Annotated in this window: 17 protein-coding genes; 11 read left to right on the top strand and 6 right to left on the bottom strand. The window is 54.7% G+C overall.

The features are described from left to right. Nucleotides 1–482: 482 nt before the first annotated feature. The 4 genes from PSSD_RS18470 to PSSD_RS18455 all read right to left on the bottom strand — a co-directional run bounded on the left by PSSD_RS18470 (nt 483) and on the right by PSSD_RS18455 (nt 5,607). On the bottom strand, nt 483–2,435 hold the full coding sequence (locus tag PSSD_RS18470; protein WP_058973214.1) for an acyltransferase family protein: 1,953 nt from the start codon (nt 2,433–2,435) through the stop codon (nt 483–485). Between the two features lie 275 nt (nt 2,436–2,710). Further along, entirely contained in the window at nt 2,711–3,913 is a 1,203-nt protein-coding gene (locus PSSD_RS18465; RefSeq protein WP_058973215.1) for a histidine-type phosphatase, read from the bottom strand. 38 nt (nt 3,914–3,951) lie between these two features. After that, nucleotides 3,952–4,761, bottom strand: coding sequence for an inositol monophosphatase family protein (locus PSSD_RS18460; protein ID WP_058973213.1), 810 nt, complete (start codon nt 4,759–4,761; stop codon nt 3,952–3,954). Between the two features lie 264 nt (nt 4,762–5,025). Continuing rightward, entirely contained in the window at nt 5,026–5,607 is a 582-nt protein-coding gene (locus PSSD_RS18455; protein WP_039330000.1) for an ACP phosphodiesterase, read from the bottom strand. Nucleotides 5,608–5,712: 105 nt separating this feature from the next. Between PSSD_RS18455 and queA the strand changes: the two genes are divergently transcribed. From queA to secF, 5 genes are read left to right on the top strand one after another with little or no spacing between them, the layout of a single operon-like run. Continuing rightward, nucleotides 5,713–6,783 carry a tRNA preQ1(34) S-adenosylmethionine ribosyltransferase-isomerase QueA gene (gene queA / locus PSSD_RS18450; protein ID WP_058973212.1) on the top strand — a complete coding sequence of 357 codons (1,071 nt, stop codon included), beginning with the start codon at nt 5,713–5,715 and terminating at the stop codon, nt 6,781–6,783. Nucleotides 6,784–6,821: 38 nt separating this feature from the next. Next, nucleotides 6,822–7,946: a tRNA guanosine(34) transglycosylase Tgt gene (gene tgt, locus PSSD_RS18445; protein WP_058973211.1), complete on the top strand. Its 1,125-nt coding sequence runs from the start codon at nt 6,822–6,824 to the stop codon at nt 7,944–7,946. 25 nt (nt 7,947–7,971) lie between these two features. Next, nucleotides 7,972–8,304: a preprotein translocase subunit YajC gene (yajC, locus tag PSSD_RS18440; protein ID WP_034831018.1), complete on the top strand. Its 333-nt coding sequence runs from the start codon at nt 7,972–7,974 to the stop codon at nt 8,302–8,304. Nucleotides 8,305–8,329: 25 nt separating this feature from the next. After that, on the top strand, nt 8,330–10,177 hold the full coding sequence (secD, locus tag PSSD_RS18435; RefSeq protein ID WP_071885749.1) for a protein translocase subunit SecD: 1,848 nt from the start codon (nt 8,330–8,332) through the stop codon (nt 10,175–10,177). A gap of 10 nt (nt 10,178–10,187) precedes the next feature. Continuing rightward, entirely contained in the window at nt 10,188–11,156 is a 969-nt protein-coding gene (secF, locus tag PSSD_RS18430; protein ID WP_058973210.1) for a protein translocase subunit SecF, read from the top strand. 58 nt (nt 11,157–11,214) lie between these two features. On the opposite strand, the gene PSSD_RS18425 is transcribed toward secF, so the two are convergent. Both PSSD_RS18425 and lysM read right to left on the bottom strand, forming a co-directional pair. Continuing rightward, entirely contained in the window at nt 11,215–11,778 is a 564-nt protein-coding gene (locus PSSD_RS18425) for a SadB/YajI family lipoprotein (protein WP_058973209.1), read from the bottom strand. Nucleotides 11,779–11,792: 14 nt separating this feature from the next. Next, the gene (gene lysM / locus PSSD_RS18420) at nt 11,793–12,230 is read right to left on the bottom strand and encodes a peptidoglycan-binding protein LysM (RefSeq protein WP_039330013.1); all 438 of its coding nucleotides are present in this window, start codon (nt 12,228–12,230) and stop codon (nt 11,793–11,795) included. Between the two features lie 172 nt (nt 12,231–12,402). Between lysM and nrdR the strand changes: the two genes are divergently transcribed. From nrdR to pgpA, 6 genes are all read left to right on the top strand, one after another. Next, nucleotides 12,403–12,852: a transcriptional regulator NrdR gene (gene nrdR / locus PSSD_RS18415; protein ID WP_034831027.1), complete on the top strand. Its 450-nt coding sequence runs from the start codon at nt 12,403–12,405 to the stop codon at nt 12,850–12,852. 3 nt (nt 12,853–12,855) lie between these two features. After that, entirely contained in the window at nt 12,856–13,959 is a 1,104-nt protein-coding gene (gene ribD / locus PSSD_RS18410) for a bifunctional diaminohydroxyphosphoribosylaminopyrimidine deaminase/5-amino-6-(5-phosphoribosylamino)uracil reductase RibD (protein ID WP_058973208.1), read from the top strand. A 93-nt stretch (nt 13,960–14,052) separates the two neighbouring features. Then, entirely contained in the window at nt 14,053–14,523 is a 471-nt protein-coding gene (ribH, locus tag PSSD_RS18405; RefSeq protein ID WP_039330017.1) for a 6,7-dimethyl-8-ribityllumazine synthase, read from the top strand. Between the two features lie 19 nt (nt 14,524–14,542). Beyond that, nucleotides 14,543–14,962 carry a transcription antitermination factor NusB gene (gene nusB / locus PSSD_RS18400; RefSeq protein WP_039330019.1) on the top strand — a complete coding sequence of 140 codons (420 nt, stop codon included), beginning with the start codon at nt 14,543–14,545 and terminating at the stop codon, nt 14,960–14,962. A 45-nt stretch (nt 14,963–15,007) separates the two neighbouring features. Further along, entirely contained in the window at nt 15,008–15,985 is a 978-nt protein-coding gene (thiL, locus tag PSSD_RS18395) for a thiamine-phosphate kinase (protein ID WP_039330021.1), read from the top strand. Further along, nucleotides 15,972–16,463 carry a phosphatidylglycerophosphatase A gene (gene pgpA, locus PSSD_RS18390; protein WP_039330023.1) on the top strand — a complete coding sequence of 164 codons (492 nt, stop codon included), beginning with the start codon at nt 15,972–15,974 and terminating at the stop codon, nt 16,461–16,463. Before thiL ends, pgpA begins: the two co-directional genes overlap by 14 nt. The last annotated feature ends 6 nt before the right edge of the window (nt 16,464–16,469 follow it).

The following is a 16,469-nucleotide window of genomic DNA, read 5'->3' as shown; positions in this document are numbered from 1 at the left end:
CCATGTTCCAGCGCCACCTTTCGCCCGCGTCCTGCGGGCTCTCCTGGCATACTCGCTCAGCTCAGCGCTGCGGAATGCCAGCCCCGGTGCGGCCCCAGCCAGCTCATGAGCTTCAGTGCGTGCTGTCAAAAAGGGCACATTGCGTGAGGCGATGACGCCTCTGCTGCCCCCTCAGGGTTATCCGCAGCGCTGAGACTTTTACGTTGGGCCAGGAGCCCCACGCGGGGAGGCGTGGGGCAGTTCGCGGCCGACCATGGATGGTCATCCGCGAACGGTCCGTCCGGCACGACGTGGAAGTCGAAGGTACCGCGTAGCGGCGCGAGGACGGCCCTGAGGGGGCAGTAGTGGCGGCAGAGCCCGCACAGAAAAGAAAGGCCACTTATCAATCAGCAACTGAGTTCTTAACTGACGAGCATTAAGCCATGAATGGCGATGCTACAAATGTGAGGGGTGTGTTATTGATTTAAGTGCGCATCAGGACGTCACCAATTCTTCCCTAATGCAATATCCCCACCTGCCGGGCTCAAATGGTTATTGTCGTAATAGAGCGGCAATCCACCACTGGTAATCATGCATCCTTGTTCATTACACAGATTCTCGCGCAGAGACAGCACGCGTACGCCCTTTTGCTTGTACGCCTGTAGCAGTTTCTCTACCGCTTCTTCCGGGAACTGGAACAGCCTAGTGCGCTCGCTTAACAACGGTGGTGCTTCCCACTTTCCTAGCCAGGCACTTAACTCACGGCGAATCGGCATATTGCGGTTATTGCTGTAGCGCAGCGGATCGACATCCACCGACGGTGCGTCCTCGATCACCGTAATCTTCTTCCCGGCCTGTTTTAACTGAGCGATCACCCGGTCCATGCCAGCCTGCAGTGCTTCCAGGTTACCCTTCTCTGGATGCCCTGTTTCACGGAATCCCGCGCCGGGCAGCAGGCTCATGCCCGAAGCCCAATAGGCGCTGATCACCACTTCATCTATCTTATCGCTCATCACCATCTTCAATACGGCCTGATTAAAGTTGATGCACTGTTGCGCATGGTCGGGCACCTGATTAACCACGCGTGTCGCCCCAATCAGGAACGGGCAGGAGGCTTTAGTCAACTGATACAGCGGCTTATCCTGACGCAGCGCGTAACGGGACACTGAATCACGTAGGGCGGCGGCATGGCTGTCGCCAATCAGAGCAATACCCGGCCGATCGCTTTTGGGTTGGCACTCAGTCAGTCGGGATGGCAGGTTAGCGCCATAACTCAACAGGCAAGGATTACGCTGCGCGGAGATTTTCCAGCTATCGGCGTTTACCACTAACTCACTGACACGTGATTTCATGCCGCCGGTTTGCCACAGCAGTACCATGGCGCCTGCTGCTATCACTGAAGAAGCACAGTAACTGGGGATCACCCAACGCGTACCCGTTCGAGCCTGGCGGAAGGGCTGTTCGATGAAGCGCCAGGAGAGCCAGGCAATGCCGAGCGCCAGGGTGCTGATCAGCAGGCCTTGCCAAACGGTCAGCGGATTGTCACTACAAATGCGGGCAAGACTGAGCAGCGGCCAGTGCCACAAATACCACGAGTAAGAGACTTTGCCGATGAACCGCATCAGCGGATTTTCTAACAGTAACTGGTTAAGTTCACTGTGGGCACCGATCATCAAACAGCCCGCCAGAACGGGGATGGCGGCTACCCAACCAGGGAATTGATCGTCACTGTTGATCATCACGCTGGCCGCGATAATCAACAGCCACCCGAACAGGTTGAGTAAACTGCCCGCGCGGCCTGTGACAGGCTGCGGCTTCCACAACGCGAGTAACACCCCAGCGCCAAGTTCCCATGCGCGTGTAGGCAGCAGATAGAAGGCGTGGGTACTGGCAAAAGCGGTGACCCAGATGCAGGCGGCCAGAGAAACCAGACTCAACACCAGCACTACACGGCTCATGGATTGTTTGAGTCGCACCGCCAGCAGCAGAATAAACGGCAGTGCGATATAGAACTGTTCCTCGATACCCAGTGACCAGGTCATTAACAGCGGATTCAGATCGGAATCTATGCTGAAATAATCACCGCTCTTAATTAATAGCATATTGGGAACGGAGATAAACACCGCCACGCTGTATTTAGCGAGTTGGCTGAATTCAAGCGGTGATAACAACATAAACCCGAGCAGCAGTAATATTGCCATCATGAAGAACAGCGCGGGGGCGATACGACGAATACGACGCAGATAAAATTGATAAAAGGAGAAGCGTCCTTCAGATATGTCCTTGCTAATAATACCGCCAATCAGAAAGCCAGAAATAACAAAAAACAGATCAACACCAATAAAGCCACCTTTTAACGCGGTGACACCGGAATGGAATAACACAACTAAGATAATGGCAACGGCACGCAGGCCATCGATATCCGCCCGATAGCGGTGGGGAGTATTCGCAGTCATAGTTAAAACCCAAAAGTGAATGTTTATTTTTAGTTTTACCTGGCACTAAAAATAAATCGGCGCATCCTGTCGCCGAAAAAAGTTACAAAGGAGAAAAAGGGGTATGACTAAGGGATGATTGACGTCGTCAGGATACGCCTTTTCATCGCAGAAAAAGCATGGCGAAAAAAAATTAGAATAATCGCAGGTTGAACGGTAATTAATGATTACGACGCTGAATCGTTACGCCGCCAGGAATGAGTCGATGTTATGCATTGAGCTTAAGTATGCTAACGCTAATTGGGGTAAGTCACCTTGCTGAGTGCGCTGCGATCAATGGCGGCACGTAATTGCTGCAAAGTAGATTGATAAGGGCAAAGCTCACCCACCGACGTCGAGTGACAATTTCCCTGATGCCACTCTTCTCGTAATAACGGATGCGCATCATCAATCGGCGTTAATTGCCGTAAACCATCCAGACTTTGCGCCTGAAAGTAGATGCGCAGGAAACGAGCATGGGTTTGCGTATCACGCCAGCGCTCAAACACCAGGCTGCCACCCGGTGGAATATTGCCGCGTGCGTAACCTGGCAATTGCCAGTTGAAGCCCATCAGCGTGCGGAGCATGGCGATATTAGTGTCATGCGCGACCAGCAGCAGCCAGCGGGTATCAGGAGTGTTGTCGCTGTCTTCTAAGCTGCTTAATACTGCATCCAGTAAAATGGAGCCGCGCTTCTGCGCAATATAGGGCACGTCATTGCTGAGATCGTAATTGGCAGTCAGCAGCGGCAACAGTGCGCTGATTTGCTCGGAGGTGGTGATATTCCCCCACGCGATCTGGTTGAACGGCAGATGTTCACTCCAGCCGAGGCGCAACGTCTCGACCATACTCGCCAGCACGCTTAATCCCTGAACATAGGTACTGCCGCTTCTGGTTTGCTTTAGCTGCCATGGACGATCAAAGAAAGCGCAGTCCGAATCGCACACCGCTTGCTTTAATCGCTGGATTGCGGGCTGTAAGCGCTGCTGCAATGCTGTCAAATCACCTGCCTGGGCGGCAACCGCGGCATACTCTTTGGCGGGATCGAGTTGGGCAAACGGGAATTTATCACTCTGAAAAAGCGGATCGCTGCCTCCCTCAACGTAATGAACTTGGACGTGGCAATCGGCAAAGGCACCGGTGACCAGCGCATCCGCTGTTGCTCGTGTACGTTGCAATGGGCTGGCGCGAACATAAATTTGCTGGGCATTGGGACAACCCGCGTCCAACAGGCCTGATTGACGATAATGTTCGCCTTCCCAACGTCCTTTATTGACCACTGCCGCATAACCGTGAGCGGTAAGTTCACCATCCGCAGTGTGCCACTGTGGCCAGCGGCGTTCAGTGGCGGCTTCAATCTCTTTACGGTTACCTGGCGTTGGCGGCCGAACGCCGTGACGGCTGATCTCTACCACTTTTTCCAATTGATAATGCTCTTCTGCGTGGACCGGCAAAGCCATCCACCCCAACAAGATCAGCAGGGCAGGGCGTATCAAATTCACAGTGAGGGATGATCGGGTAGCAGGGCTTTGAGCTGCGGATAGATCACCGCATTGGCCAGTAGCACCGGATTGCCGTGTTGCAGCCCGTGATGACTGAGATAGTCATTGGTCTGGCCGCCCGCTTCGCGCATTAATACGATGCCCGGTAATCCGTCCCAGGGGTTCATGTGTGCTTCATAATAGCCAATCAGTCGGCCCGCGGCGGCCCACGCGCTCATCAAGGCACCGGAACCGTTGCGGATAAACATGCCGCCCTGGGAGAGTAGCCCACCAATAAAGGCGGTGAGCGGTTCAATGGGTTGGCTATTGGAGCTGCTTAAACCGAGAACGCCCTGGTTGAGATGCTGGGCACTGTGCGCCTGAATGCGCTTCTCATTGACCCAAGCGCCCTTGCCACGGCAGGCGTGAAAGGTTTCATGATGGTTGGGATCGCACACCACACCAATGACTGGCTCGTCTTCACAGACAATCGCCAGCGACACGCACCAGTTATGAAGCCCGTTCAGAAAGCTGCTGGTGCCATCAATCGGATCGATCACCCAGATAAAGCGCGCGCCTGCGGTTTCGCCACCGCTCTCTTCGCCGAGCACGGCATCCTCGGGAAAGCGTTCGTGAATCAGGTGTTTCACCAGCTCTTCGACGTTGCGATCGGCTTCGCTGACCAAGTCCTGTAAATCCTTTTTATGCTCAATCACCAGTTGATGGCGCTGCTGATACCAGGATAAAGCGCGGCTGGCTGCAGTTTTAGCGACATCACAGGCGAAGTGATAACGCGCATCAAGTTCGGTTAGCGTAGCTGATGACATCTTTCCCTCTAATCATTCAGGCTGTGAATGTTGGGCACTTACGCAACAAAAAACATGGTCTGTCCGGTGCGCATCAATGCGCTCCCCGCGCAAAACAAGCAATGTCATGGTAGGGGTGCCATTAATGGCGACCGAAAAGCGCTTAAGTGACCAGCAGTTACAGAGCAGTGTGACAGACTTAACAAAAGTTAAGGAAGGTTTCATTAAGCCGCAGATGGCTGCGGCTGGCAAGGGGGGGAAATGCCGGGATTGTGAAAAAAAGGTTCAGAGTTGCTGCGCGCGGGCGGCTGCCATCAGGCGCGGGTAGAACTGGAAGAACAGCGGTTCGAGTTGCGAGTAATGATCAACGAAATCCTGATAAGAGTCGCGCAGGGCGGCCAGGCGGGGGCGGCGATGTGCCATGCCATTGAGCACCCGTGCCAGCCGCGTCGGTTCGGCGTAGTGTTCGAACCAGCGCTCACGCCACATGACCGCATTCAATTCGATGAACCCTTCCGGTGTGCCGGGGAGCTGCGGCAGGATTTCTCCCTCGGCCGCCGCCGTAAAATCAATCAGCGATTGTGTCGGGTGCAGCTTGTCCCAGTGCAGGGCGAGGAAATGATCCCAGATGACGTCGAGTGTAATGGGGGCGACGCGACGCGTTTCGGCGCGGAAAAACTGCCGTGCTTCCCGCACTTCGGGCAGGTTATCGGTGAGTACATCCACGCGACGATGCATGGCAATGCCCGCCACAACGGGCTCCGGCCATTGCGATTGCACGTTGCCGCGCACGAAGTCGGCCATCAGATTGCCTAGCAGGGAGCTGTCAGCCAGCTGTGCAAGGTGGAGGTGAGCAAGAAAGTTCATTGCTCATTATAGGCAAAATCACAGAGATGCAGCCAGTTGTTCAGAATTTGCCGCTTTTCCGCTAAACTATGCCGCCTGTTTTTTGAGTCCTGAAAGAAGTGATGCATGCGTGTAGCCGATTTTGCTTTTGAGTTGCCGGAATCCTTGATCGCCCACTATCCGCAGGCGCAGCGAAGCGGTTGCCGCTTGCTGGCGCTGGATGGCCCGAGTGGTGCGTTAAGCCATGAAGTGTTTACCGATGTGCTGGATAAACTGAATCCGGGCGACCTGCTGGTGTTCAACAACACCCGCGTGATCCCCGCGCGTGTTTATGGCCGTAAAGCCAGCGGCGGAAAAATCGAAATGCTGGTTGAGCGCATGCTGGACGATAAGCGGGTACTCGCGCACGTCCGTGCATCCAAAGCGCCGAAGCCCGGCGCGGAATTGCTGCTGGGCGATGACGAAAGCGTGAAAGCCACCATGGTGGCGCGTCACGATGCGCTGTTTGAAATCGAATTCGCTGACGATCGCGCAGTGCTGGATATTCTGAACAGCGTTGGCCATATGCCACTGCCGCCGTATATCGATCGTCCAGATGAAGAAGCAGACCGCGAACTCTATCAAACCGTCTACAGCGCGCGTCCAGGGGCCGTTGCCGCCCCGACAGCCGGTTTGCACTTTGACGAACCGCTGCTGGACGCGCTGCGCGCCAAAGGCATCGAGATGGCGTTTGTCACGCTGCACGTCGGTGCGGGCACCTTCCAGCCGGTGCGCGTTGAAAATATCAACGACCACATCATGCACTCTGAGTACGCGGAAGTGCCGCAGGACGTAGTGGATGCGGTGATGGCCTGTAAAGCGCGCGGCAACAAAGTGGTTGCCGTGGGCACGACCTCGGTGCGTTCGCTGGAGAGTGCTGCCAAGGCCAGCCAGGATGCGCTGATTGCACCGTTCTTCGACGACACGCAAATCTTCATCTATCCAGGCTATCACTATCAGGTGATTGACGCGCTGATCACCAACTTCCACCTGCCGGAATCCACGCTGATCATGCTGGTGTCGGCCTTTGCCGGTTACAAAAATACCATGGCGGCCTATCAGAGCGCGGTGGCAGAGCAGTATCGTTTCTTTAGCTACGGGGATGCTATGTACATCACTCGTAATCCACAGGCTCCCGACGAAACGGTTGGGGCTTAATAATCAGACTGTTTCTCTGATTATCTCATGAGGTTAATGTGAAATTTGAATTAGATACTACCGACGGGCGCGCGCGCCGTGGCCGTCTGGTTTTTGACCGTGGCATAGTGGAAACCCCAGCGTTTATGCCAGTGGGCACCTACGGCACCGTAAAAGGTATGACACCGGAAGAAGTGAAAGACACCGGTGCACAGATCCTGCTGGGCAACACGTTCCACCTTTGGCTGCGTCCGGGTCAGGAGATCATGAAGCTGCACGGTGACCTGCACGATTTCATGAACTGGCAGGGACCGATTCTGACTGACTCCGGTGGTTTCCAGGTCTTCAGCCTCGGTGACATCCGTAAGATTACCGAAGCGGGCGTACATTTCCGTAACCCGATCAACGGCGACCCGATCTTCCTCGATCCCGAAAAATCGATGGAAATTCAGTACGATCTCGGTTCTGACGTGGTGATGATCTTCGACGAATGTACACCGTACCCGGCAGACTGGGATTACGCCAAACGTTCCATGGAGATGTCCTTGCGCTGGGCGCAACGCAGCCGTGACCGCTTTGATTCGCTGGGCAACAAAAATGCGTTGTTCGGCATCATTCAGGGCGGTGTTTACGAAGATTTACGAGATGTCTCGGTTAAAGGTCTGGTAGATATCGGCTTTGATGGGTACGCTGTGGGCGGCCTGGCGGTGGGTGAACCTAAAGAGGACATGCATCGCATCCTGGAACACGTCTGTCCGCAAATTCCGCAAGACAAACCGCGTTATTTGATGGGCGTCGGCAAACCAGAAGATCTGGTGGAAGGCGTTCGCCGCGGTATCGATATGTTTGACTGCGTCATGCCAACGCGTAACGCGCGTAATGGTCATTTGTTTGTGACCGATGGCGTGGTGAAGATCCGTAATGCCAAGTATAAAGATGACACCACGACGTTGGATGCGGAGTGTGATTGTTACACCTGTCGCAATTATAGCCGCGCCTACTTGTATCATCTTGATCGTTGTAACGAAATACTGGGCGCACGTCTGAATACGATTCACAATCTGCGCTATTACCAGCGTTTGATGGCGGGTTTACGTAAGGCCATTGAAGAGGGTAAATTAGAGCACTTTGTTAGCGAGTTCTACCAACGGACGGGCAAAGCGGTTCCACCGTTAAACGTCTGATAATTCTATCAATGAGGGAAATTTAATGAGCTTTTTCATTTCTGACGCCGTTGCCGCAGCAGGCGCTCCGTCTCAGGGAAGTCCTTATTCTCTGGTGATCATGCTGGTGGTGTTTGGTCTGATCTTCTACTTCATGATTCTGCGCCCGCAGCAGAAACGTTCTAAAGATCACAAAAAGCTGATGGATTCCATCTCTAAAGGTGATGAAGTGTTGACCAGCGGCGGCTTAGTCGGTCGTGTGACCAAAGTTGCTGACAACGGCTATGTTTCTATCGCCCTGAACGACACCACTGAAGTAGTTGTTAAACGTGATTTCGTGGCCGCCGTTCTGCCGAAAGGTACTATGAAGGCGCTGTAATTTTTTCTTCCCGAAGGGAACTGCCGTGTTAAACCGTTATCCTTTGTGGAAGTACATCATGCTGGTCGTCGTGATTCTCGTCGGCCTGCTCTATGCGCTTCCTAACCTTTATGGTGAGGATCCGGCCGTTCAGATCACTGGTGCGCGCGGTGGCGCCGCCAGTGAAAAAACGTTGGATCAGATCCAGAACGTCTTGAAACAAGACAATATTCAGAGCAAATCCCTCGCGCTGGAAAATGGTGCCATTCTGGCCCGTTTTGACAATCAGGACGTGCAACTTCGCGCGCGCGATGCTCTGACTGCATCGTTGGGCGATGACTACGTTGTTGCTCTGAACCTTGCGCCGGCCACGCCGCGCTGGTTGACGATGCTGGCCGCACAGCCGATGAAACTCGGTCTTGATTTGCGTGGCGGCGTACACTTCCTGATGGAAGTGGATATGGATACCGCTCTGGGCAAACTGCAAGAGCAGAATGCCGATGGCCTGCGCAGTGACCTGCGCGACAAAAGCATCCCGTATACCAACGTCAACAAAATCGCTAACTACGGTGTAGAAGTGCGTTTCCGCGACGGTGCAAGCCGTGATGCGGCTATCAGCTATCTGTCACCGCGTCATCGCGATCTGGTGATCTCCAGCGTCGGCAGCGACACGCTGCGTGCCGTGATGACCGATGCGCGTCTCAGCGAAGCACGTGAGTATGCGGTTCAGCAGAACATTAACATCCTGCGTAACCGTGTTAACCAACTGGGCGTTGCCGAGCCGTTGGTGCAGCGTCAGGGTTCTGACCGCATCGTGGTTGAACTGCCGGGTATTCAGGACACTGCGCGCGCCAAAGAGATTCTGGGCGCGACCGCAACACTGGAATTCCGTCTGGTGAATACCTCCGTTGATCCAACTGCGGCGGCGAGTGGCCGTGTGCCGGGTGATTCGGAAGTGAAAGAGACGCGTGAAGGCCAGCCAGTTGTGCTGTACAAGCGTGTGATTCTGACCGGTGACCATATTACCGACTCAACTTCCAGCATGGATGAGTACAACCAGCCGCAGGTGAACATTTCACTGGATGGCGCGGGCGGTAACATCATGTCTAACTTCACCAAGGACAACATCGGTAAACCGATGGCGACCCTGTTTGTGGAGTACAAGGACAGCGGTAAGAAAGATGCGAATGGTCGTGCGATTCTGGTGAAACAGGAACAAGTGATCAACGTGGCGAACATTCAGTCTCGCCTCGGCAACAGCTTCCGTATTACCGGGATCAACAACCCGAACGAAGCACGTCAGCTGTCGCTGCTGCTGCGTGCCGGTGCGTTGATTGCGCCTATTCAGATCGTGGAAGAGCGTACCATTGGTCCAACCATGGGCCAGCAGAACATCACGCAGGGTCTCGAAGCCTGCTTGTGGGGTCTGATCGCTTCCATCATCTTTATGGTGGTGTTCTATAAGAAGTTTGGTCTGATTGCTACCAGCGCACTGCTGTGCAACCTGGTGCTGATTGTCGGCATTATGTCACTGCTGCCGGGGGCGACGCTCACCATGCCGGGTATTGCCGGTATCGTGCTGACGCTGGCGGTTGCGGTTGATGCCAACGTGTTGATTAACGAACGTATTAAAGAAGAACTGCGTAACGGACGCTCGGTACAGCAGGCGATTCATGAGGGCTATAAAGGCGCCTTCTCCAGTATCGTCGACGCCAACGTCACCACGCTGATCAAAGTGATCATTCTTTATGCGGTCGGTACCGGTTCAATTAAAGGCTTTGCGATTACCACCGCTATCGGTATCGCGACCTCTATGTTTACCGCTATCGTCGGCACCCGTGCCATCGTTAACCTGGTGTACGGCGGCAAACGCATCAACAAGCTGTCTATCTGAGGAGTGCGTTGTGGCACAGGACTATAGTATTGAACAGCTAAACCACGGGCGTAAGGTCGTTGACTTTATGCGCTGGGATACGCTGGCCTTCATCATCTCCGGTCTGCTGATTGTGGCATCTATTGCCATTATCGGTGTGCGAGGCTTCAACTGGGGCCTCGACTTTACCGGTGGTACGGTGATTGAGATTAACCTGGAGAAACCGGCCGATCTGGACGCACTGCGTGAAGGATTGGTGAAAGCGGGCTTCCAGGAGCCGCTGGTGCAGAACTTTGGCAGCAGCCGTGACGTGATGGTGCGTATGCCGCCAGCCACTGGAACGGCGGGTCAGGAACTCGGCGCCAAAGTCGTGGCGTCTATTAACCAGACGACGCAGCAAAACGCCACCGTGAAGCGCATTGAATTCGTGGGCCCAAGCGTGGGTAGCGATCTGGCGCAGGCCGGTGCGATGGCGCTGCTGTCTGCATTGATTGCGATTCTGATCTACATCGGCTTCCGCTTTGAGTGGCGTCTGGCGTTGGGCACCGTGCTGGCATTGGCGCACGATGTCATCATCACCTGCGGTATTCTTGCGTTGTCACACATCGAGATCGATCTGACGATTGTTGCGTCGTTGATGTCGGTGATTGGCTACTCGCTTAACGATAAGATCGTGGTTTCCGACCGTATTCGTGAGAACTTCCGCAAGATCCGCCGTGGTTCTTCTTACGATATCACCAACGTGTCGCTGACCCAGACGTTGAGCCGTACCTTGATCACCTCGTTGACTACACTGGCAATGATTCTGATCCTGTTCATCTTTGGTGGCGCGTTGCTGAAAGGCTTCTCACTCACCATGCTGATCGGTGTCACTATCGGTACCGTTTCATCTATCTATGTTTCTTCTGCGTTAGCGCTGAAACTGGGCATGAAACGTGAACATATGCTGGTGCAGAAAGTCGAGAAAGAGGGCGCAGATCAGCCTTCGATCTTGCCTTGATGCGATGAGTGACATGAAAACGGGCTGCCAGGTGCAGCCCGTTTTTTATGCCTGCTGATCAGGGCGTTTGTTTGACCCCAGCGACACCTTGCACATCATGTACGCGCACGTAGCCCAGTTGATCAGGTGTAAGCCCACTCAAACGCAATGGCACGGTGACTGAACTGCGTGGCATCAGGCTGGCTTCTACCTGAATGGTCTGGCTCAGGCTCTCTGCATTCAACGGTTTACCACTGGCCGGATCTAATTCACCCCACACCACGGTGGCACTCAGGGCGGGGACTGGCTGATCATCGGTAGATCGAATGTTCAGAGTGGCACGACTGCCGCTGGCTTCGCCTTCCACACGTGACAGCGACAAACGCAATTTACCCACTTGAGTTTGCAGCTCCACCGGCGTATTAGCCTGCGGTAGCAGCCACGCCCCTTGGGTTGACTGACCATTGAGCTGCCCCTGGATTTCCAGCGCGGTCGCCTGATTGGTGAGCTTGCGCATTTGCTGATTAAGCTGGCTCACTTCCTGATGTAACTCTTTGACCTGCGGTGAAGTCGGCGTTGAACTACAACCACTGAGTACCAGCAGCGAAAGCGCTGCAGGTGCCCAAAACGTCCTGATCGTCATGCAATGTCCTTGTGTTAATTGGGAATGCGTAATACCTGTCCGGGGTAGATCTTATCAGGATGCGTCAGCATTGGCTTGTTTGCTTCAAAAATCTTGTTGTATTCATTGGCATTCCCGTAAACCTGTTTGGAAATCGCGCTCAGGGTATCGCCTTTTTTCACCGTGTAGAATTGCGCTTCCGGCGCCGAATCCGACACCGTAACCTTGTCATCGACTTTGGTAATCCCGGCCACGTTACCGGCTGCCACCAGTATTTTCTCTTTCAGCTCCTGGGAGATGCCATCGCCGCTAACCGTAACGGTATCGCCTTGCACATCGACTTTCACTTTGTCACTGTCAGGCAAACCCAGTTGCTTAATGTGATCCTGTAATTTCTTGCTGGGATCGTCAGCGCCGGTTACCGCATCCCATAACTTTTCCCCTGCTTCTTTAACGAAATTGAACAGACCCATATAACCTCCTGCAATTGTGCCGGATTGGCTCTTTAAGCGTAGTGGCTTTTGCGGATGAGTTGGTCTGGGCTGCTATGTCTGTGAGCAGGGCGGTGATTCAGCCTCGTGTATTTAGTTGCCATCGAGATCGCGCTACACTATGTGGCCTATTTATCTCGCGACAGGAAACGTCATGCATTGCCCCTTCTGCTCCGCTGTGGACACCAAAGTGATTGATTCGCGTCTGGTCAGTGAAGGTTCTTCGGTGCGCCGCCGCCGCCAGTGTCTGGTGTGCCATGAGCGTTTTACCACCTTTGAAGTGGCGGAGTTGGTGATGCCGCGGGTGGTGAAAAGCAACGATGTGCGTGAACCCTTTAACGAAGATAAGCTCGCCAGCGGCATGATGAAGGCGCTGGAAAAACGCCCGGTCAGCGCGGATGCGGTGGATAACGCCGTTAACCACATCAAAACCCAACTGCGCGCCACCGGTGAGCGCGAAATTCCCAGCAAGCTGGTGGGTAACCTGGTGATGGAAGAGCTGAAGAAGCTCGACAAGGTGGCTTACATCCGCTTTGCTTCGGTTTATCGCAGTTTCGAAGATATCCGTGATTTTGGCGAAGAGATCGCCCGCTTACAGGACTAAGCCATGACTGACGAACGCTACATGGCGCGTGCGCTGGAACTGGCGCGACGCGGACGTTTCACCACTACCCCCAATCCTAACGTCGGCTGCGTCATCGTGCGCGACGGCGAAGTGGTTGGCGAAGGCTGGCATCAGCGTGCCGGTGAACCTCATGCCGAAGTGCACGCGTTGCGTATGGCAGGTGAAAAGGCTCGGGGTGCCACGGCGTATGTCACGCTGGAACCCTGTAGCCACCATGGGCGTACGCCGCCGTGCTGTGATGCGTTAATCGCTGCAGGCGTCAGCCGCGTGGTGGCCGCGATGCAGGACCCTAACCCGCAAGTGGCAGGGCGCGGATTATATCGTCTGCAACAGGCGGGCATCGAGGTCAGCCACGGTCTAATGATGAGCGAAGCGGAAGCATTGAATCGCGGTTTTCTGAAACGTATGCGCACTGGCTTCCCGTGGATCCAACTCAAACTCGGCGCATCCCTTGATGGGCGCACAGCAATGGCCAGTGGCGAAAGCCAGTGGATCACCTCTGCGGCTGCAAGGCGCGATGTGCAACATTTACGTGCCCAGAGTTCGGCTATTCTTACCACCAGTGCCACGGTGTTAGCGGATAATCCCTCGCTGACGGTGCGCTGGAATGAACTGAACGAGAGCACGCGCCAGCAGCTTGATGAAGCGTCGCTGCGCCAGCCGGTGCGTGTAGTCATTGATAGCCAACAGCGCGTTACGCCGCAGCACCGGCTTATCGCACAACCCGGTGAAACCTGGCTGATGCGCAGTGAAATCGATCAGCAAAACTGGCCGGAGAGCGTCAGCCAGATTGCGGTGCCGCTGCGCGGTGAACAACTGGACTTAGTGGCGATGATGATGTTGCTCGGTCAGCGGCAGATTAACTCCGTCTGGGTAGAAGCGGGCACGCAACTGGCCGGGGCACTTTTGCAGGTGGGTTTGGTGGATGAGCTGATCGTCTACATGGCACCGAAGCTACTGGGCAATGCGGCACGTGGTCTGTGTGAACTGCCCGGACTTGAACAACTGGCCGATGCGCCAGTCATGAAATTCAGTGATGTGCGCAAGGTCGGAGAGGACCTGCGACTGACCCTGACGCCCGCTTAAGCATTGACTGAAAAGCCTGAGCGCGTCGCCGAAGAGTATGATAGAATCCGCCCCCTTCTGCGGGGCCACAAATCAAACACCCAAAGGATATGTATGAAAGTTATCGAAGCTCCTGTTGCCACGCCTGATGCTAACATTGCCATCGTTATTGCGCGTTTTAACAACTTCATTAATGACAGCCTGCTGGATGGCGCCGTTGATGCGCTGAAGCGTATCGGCCAGGTAAAAGCAGAAAACATCACTGTGGTTTGGGTTCCTGGTGCTTATGAACTGCCACTGGCAGCGCGCGCACTGGCGAAAGCCGGCAAGCACGACGCAATCGTGGCGCTGGGAACCGTGATCCGTGGCGGCACCGCCCACTTCGAATATGTGGCAGGTGAAGCCAGCTCGGGGATTGCTAATGTGGCAATGACCAGCGATATTCCGGTGACTTTCGGCGTGTTAACCACCGAAAACATCGAGCAGGCGATTGAACGCGCCGGCACCAAAGCGGGTAACAAAGGCGCCGAAGCGGCCCTGACCGCACTCGAAATGATTAACGTATTGAAAGCCATCAAAGCCTGATTTTTGTAAGGGGAATTTTGTGAAACCTGCTGCTCGTCGTCGCGCCCGTGAGTGCGCTGTCCAGGCGCTTTACTCCTGGCAGCTGTCGAACAACGACATTGCCGATGTGGAATACCAGTTTCTGGCGGAACAAGACGTCAAAGACGTCGATATTAGCTATTTCCGCGAATTGCTGGCCGGTGTGGCGACTAACAGCGCGTACCTGGACGGTCTGATGAAGCCCTACCTGTCACGCCAGCTGGAAGAGCTGGGCCAGGTAGAAAAAGCCATTCTGCGTATTTCGCTGTATGAGCTGAGTAAGCGTTCGGATGTGCCTTATAAAGTGGCCATCAACGAAGGTATCGAACTGGCCAAAGTGTTTGGCGCTGAAGACAGCCACAAGTTTGTCAACGGCGTGCTGGATAAAGCAGCCCCACAAATTCGACCTAACAAAAAATAATGCTTAAGGCCGGTTCTCCGGCCTTTTTTCATTGAGACCTGACTTATGTCCTGTGGTGAATTCGAACTGATCGCACGTTATTTTAACCGCGTCACCAGCTCCCGCCGCGATGTGGAGAAAGGAATTGGTGACGACTGTGCGTTACTCAACGTGCCCGAAAAACAGACGCTGGCCATTAGCACCGATACGCTGGTGGCGGGTGTTCACTTCTTACGCGATATCCATCCGTCCGATCTCGGTTATAAAGCGCTGGCGGTCAATCTCAGCGATCTGGCAGCGATGGGTGCGGACCCAGCCTGGCTGACGCTGGCCATCACGCTGCCCGAGATCAACGAGCCTTGGCTGGCGGCCTTCAGTGACAGCCTGTTTGAGCTGCTGGATTACTACGACATGCAGCTGATCGGCGGCGATACCACGCGCGGGCCGCTGAGTTTAACGCTCGGTATTCACGGCCTGGTGCCGGTGGGGCGCGCGCTGAAACGATCGGGCGCGAAACCGGGTGACTGGATTTTTGTCACCGGTACGCTGGGTGACAGCGCGGCGGGCTTATCGCTGCTGCAGCACCATCATCGCCTGAATGATCCGGCGGTGCATGAAGTGTTGATCAAGCGCCATCTGCGCCCGATGCCACGGGTTTTACAAGGCCAGGCGCTACGTAGCCTGGCAACCTCGGCGATTGATATCTCCGACGGCCTGATTTCCGACCTCGGCCATATTCTGACCGCCAGCCGCGTAGGTGCGCGCCTCAACCTGGAAACGTTGCCGCTCTCTGCTGCTTTGCGTGACCACTTTGATGCGGAACAGGTACTGACCTGGGCATTAAGCGGCGGCGAAGATTATGAGTTGTGCTTCACCGTGCCGGAAGTCAATCGCGGGGCGCTGGATGTGGCGCTGGGGCATCTTGGCGTGCCTTACACCTGTATTGGACAGATAGCACCGGAAGCTGAAGGTTTGACGCTGCTGGAAAACGGCAAGCCGCGCAGCTTTAATCACAAGGGATTTGATCACTTTGACTCGAAGTAAAGATGTGGCCAAAAGTCGCCTGCGGCTGAGTAATCCGTGGCATTTACTGGCAACGGGCTTTGGCAGCGGTTTCAGTCCGATTATGCCGGGTACCGCGGGTTCGATTGCCGCGATTCCTTTCTGGTGGCTGATGACGTTTCTGCCACTGCAGATCTATTCGCTGGTGGTGCTGATCGGTATCAGTGTTGGGGTCTATCTCTGCCATCGTACGGCAAAAGATATGGGCGTGCACGACCACGGCAGCATCGTCTGGGACGAGTTCATCGGTATGTGGATCACGCTGATGGCGATTCCTGCGATGAGCTGGCAGTGGGTGTTAGCCGGCTTTGTTATTTTCCGTATTTTTGATATGTGGAAACCTTGGCCGATCCGCTGGTTCGATCAGAATGTGCACGGCGGCATGGGCATTATGGTGGACGATATTATCGCTGGGGTAATTTCGGCGGTGATTTTATATGGATTGGGGCTGGTGCTTTAGGTCGCC

It is taken from the genome of Type-D symbiont of Plautia stali (genome assembly GCF_001485335.1).
Classification (GTDB): Bacteria; Pseudomonadota; Gammaproteobacteria; order Enterobacterales; family Enterobacteriaceae; genus Pantoea; species Pantoea vagans_C.
This window is presented reverse-complemented; position numbering and strand designations above follow the sequence as displayed.

What these genes read in the sequence shown, in the direction of transcription:
- PSSD_RS18470 (WP_058973214.1), bottom strand. Translation starts at nt 2,435, where the DNA reads ATGACTGCGAATACTCCCCACCGCTATCGGGCGGATATCGATGGCCTG.
- PSSD_RS18465 (WP_058973215.1), bottom strand. Translation starts at nt 3,913, where the DNA reads ATGGCTTTGCCGGTCCACGCAGAAGAGCATTATCAATTGGAAAAAGTG.
- PSSD_RS18460 (WP_058973213.1), bottom strand. Translation starts at nt 4,761, where the DNA reads ATGTCATCAGCTACGCTAACCGAACTTGATGCGCGTTATCACTTCGCC.
- PSSD_RS18455 (WP_039330000.1), bottom strand. Translation starts at nt 5,607, where the DNA reads ATGAACTTTCTTGCTCACCTCCACCTTGCACAGCTGGCTGACAGCTCC.
- queA (WP_058973212.1), top strand. Translation starts at nt 5,713, where the DNA reads ATGCGTGTAGCCGATTTTGCTTTTGAGTTGCCGGAATCCTTGATCGCC.
- yajC (WP_034831018.1), top strand. Translation starts at nt 7,972, where the DNA reads ATGAGCTTTTTCATTTCTGACGCCGTTGCCGCAGCAGGCGCTCCGTCT.
- PSSD_RS18425 (WP_058973209.1), bottom strand. Translation starts at nt 11,778, where the DNA reads ATGACGATCAGGACGTTTTGGGCACCTGCAGCGCTTTCGCTGCTGGTA.
- lysM (WP_039330013.1), bottom strand. Translation starts at nt 12,230, where the DNA reads ATGGGTCTGTTCAATTTCGTTAAAGAAGCAGGGGAAAAGTTATGGGAT.
- nrdR (WP_034831027.1), top strand. Translation starts at nt 12,403, where the DNA reads ATGCATTGCCCCTTCTGCTCCGCTGTGGACACCAAAGTGATTGATTCG.
- ribD (WP_058973208.1), top strand. Translation starts at nt 12,856, where the DNA reads ATGACTGACGAACGCTACATGGCGCGTGCGCTGGAACTGGCGCGACGC.
- ribH (WP_039330017.1), top strand. Translation starts at nt 14,053, where the DNA reads ATGAAAGTTATCGAAGCTCCTGTTGCCACGCCTGATGCTAACATTGCC.
- thiL (WP_039330021.1), top strand. Translation starts at nt 15,008, where the DNA reads ATGTCCTGTGGTGAATTCGAACTGATCGCACGTTATTTTAACCGCGTC.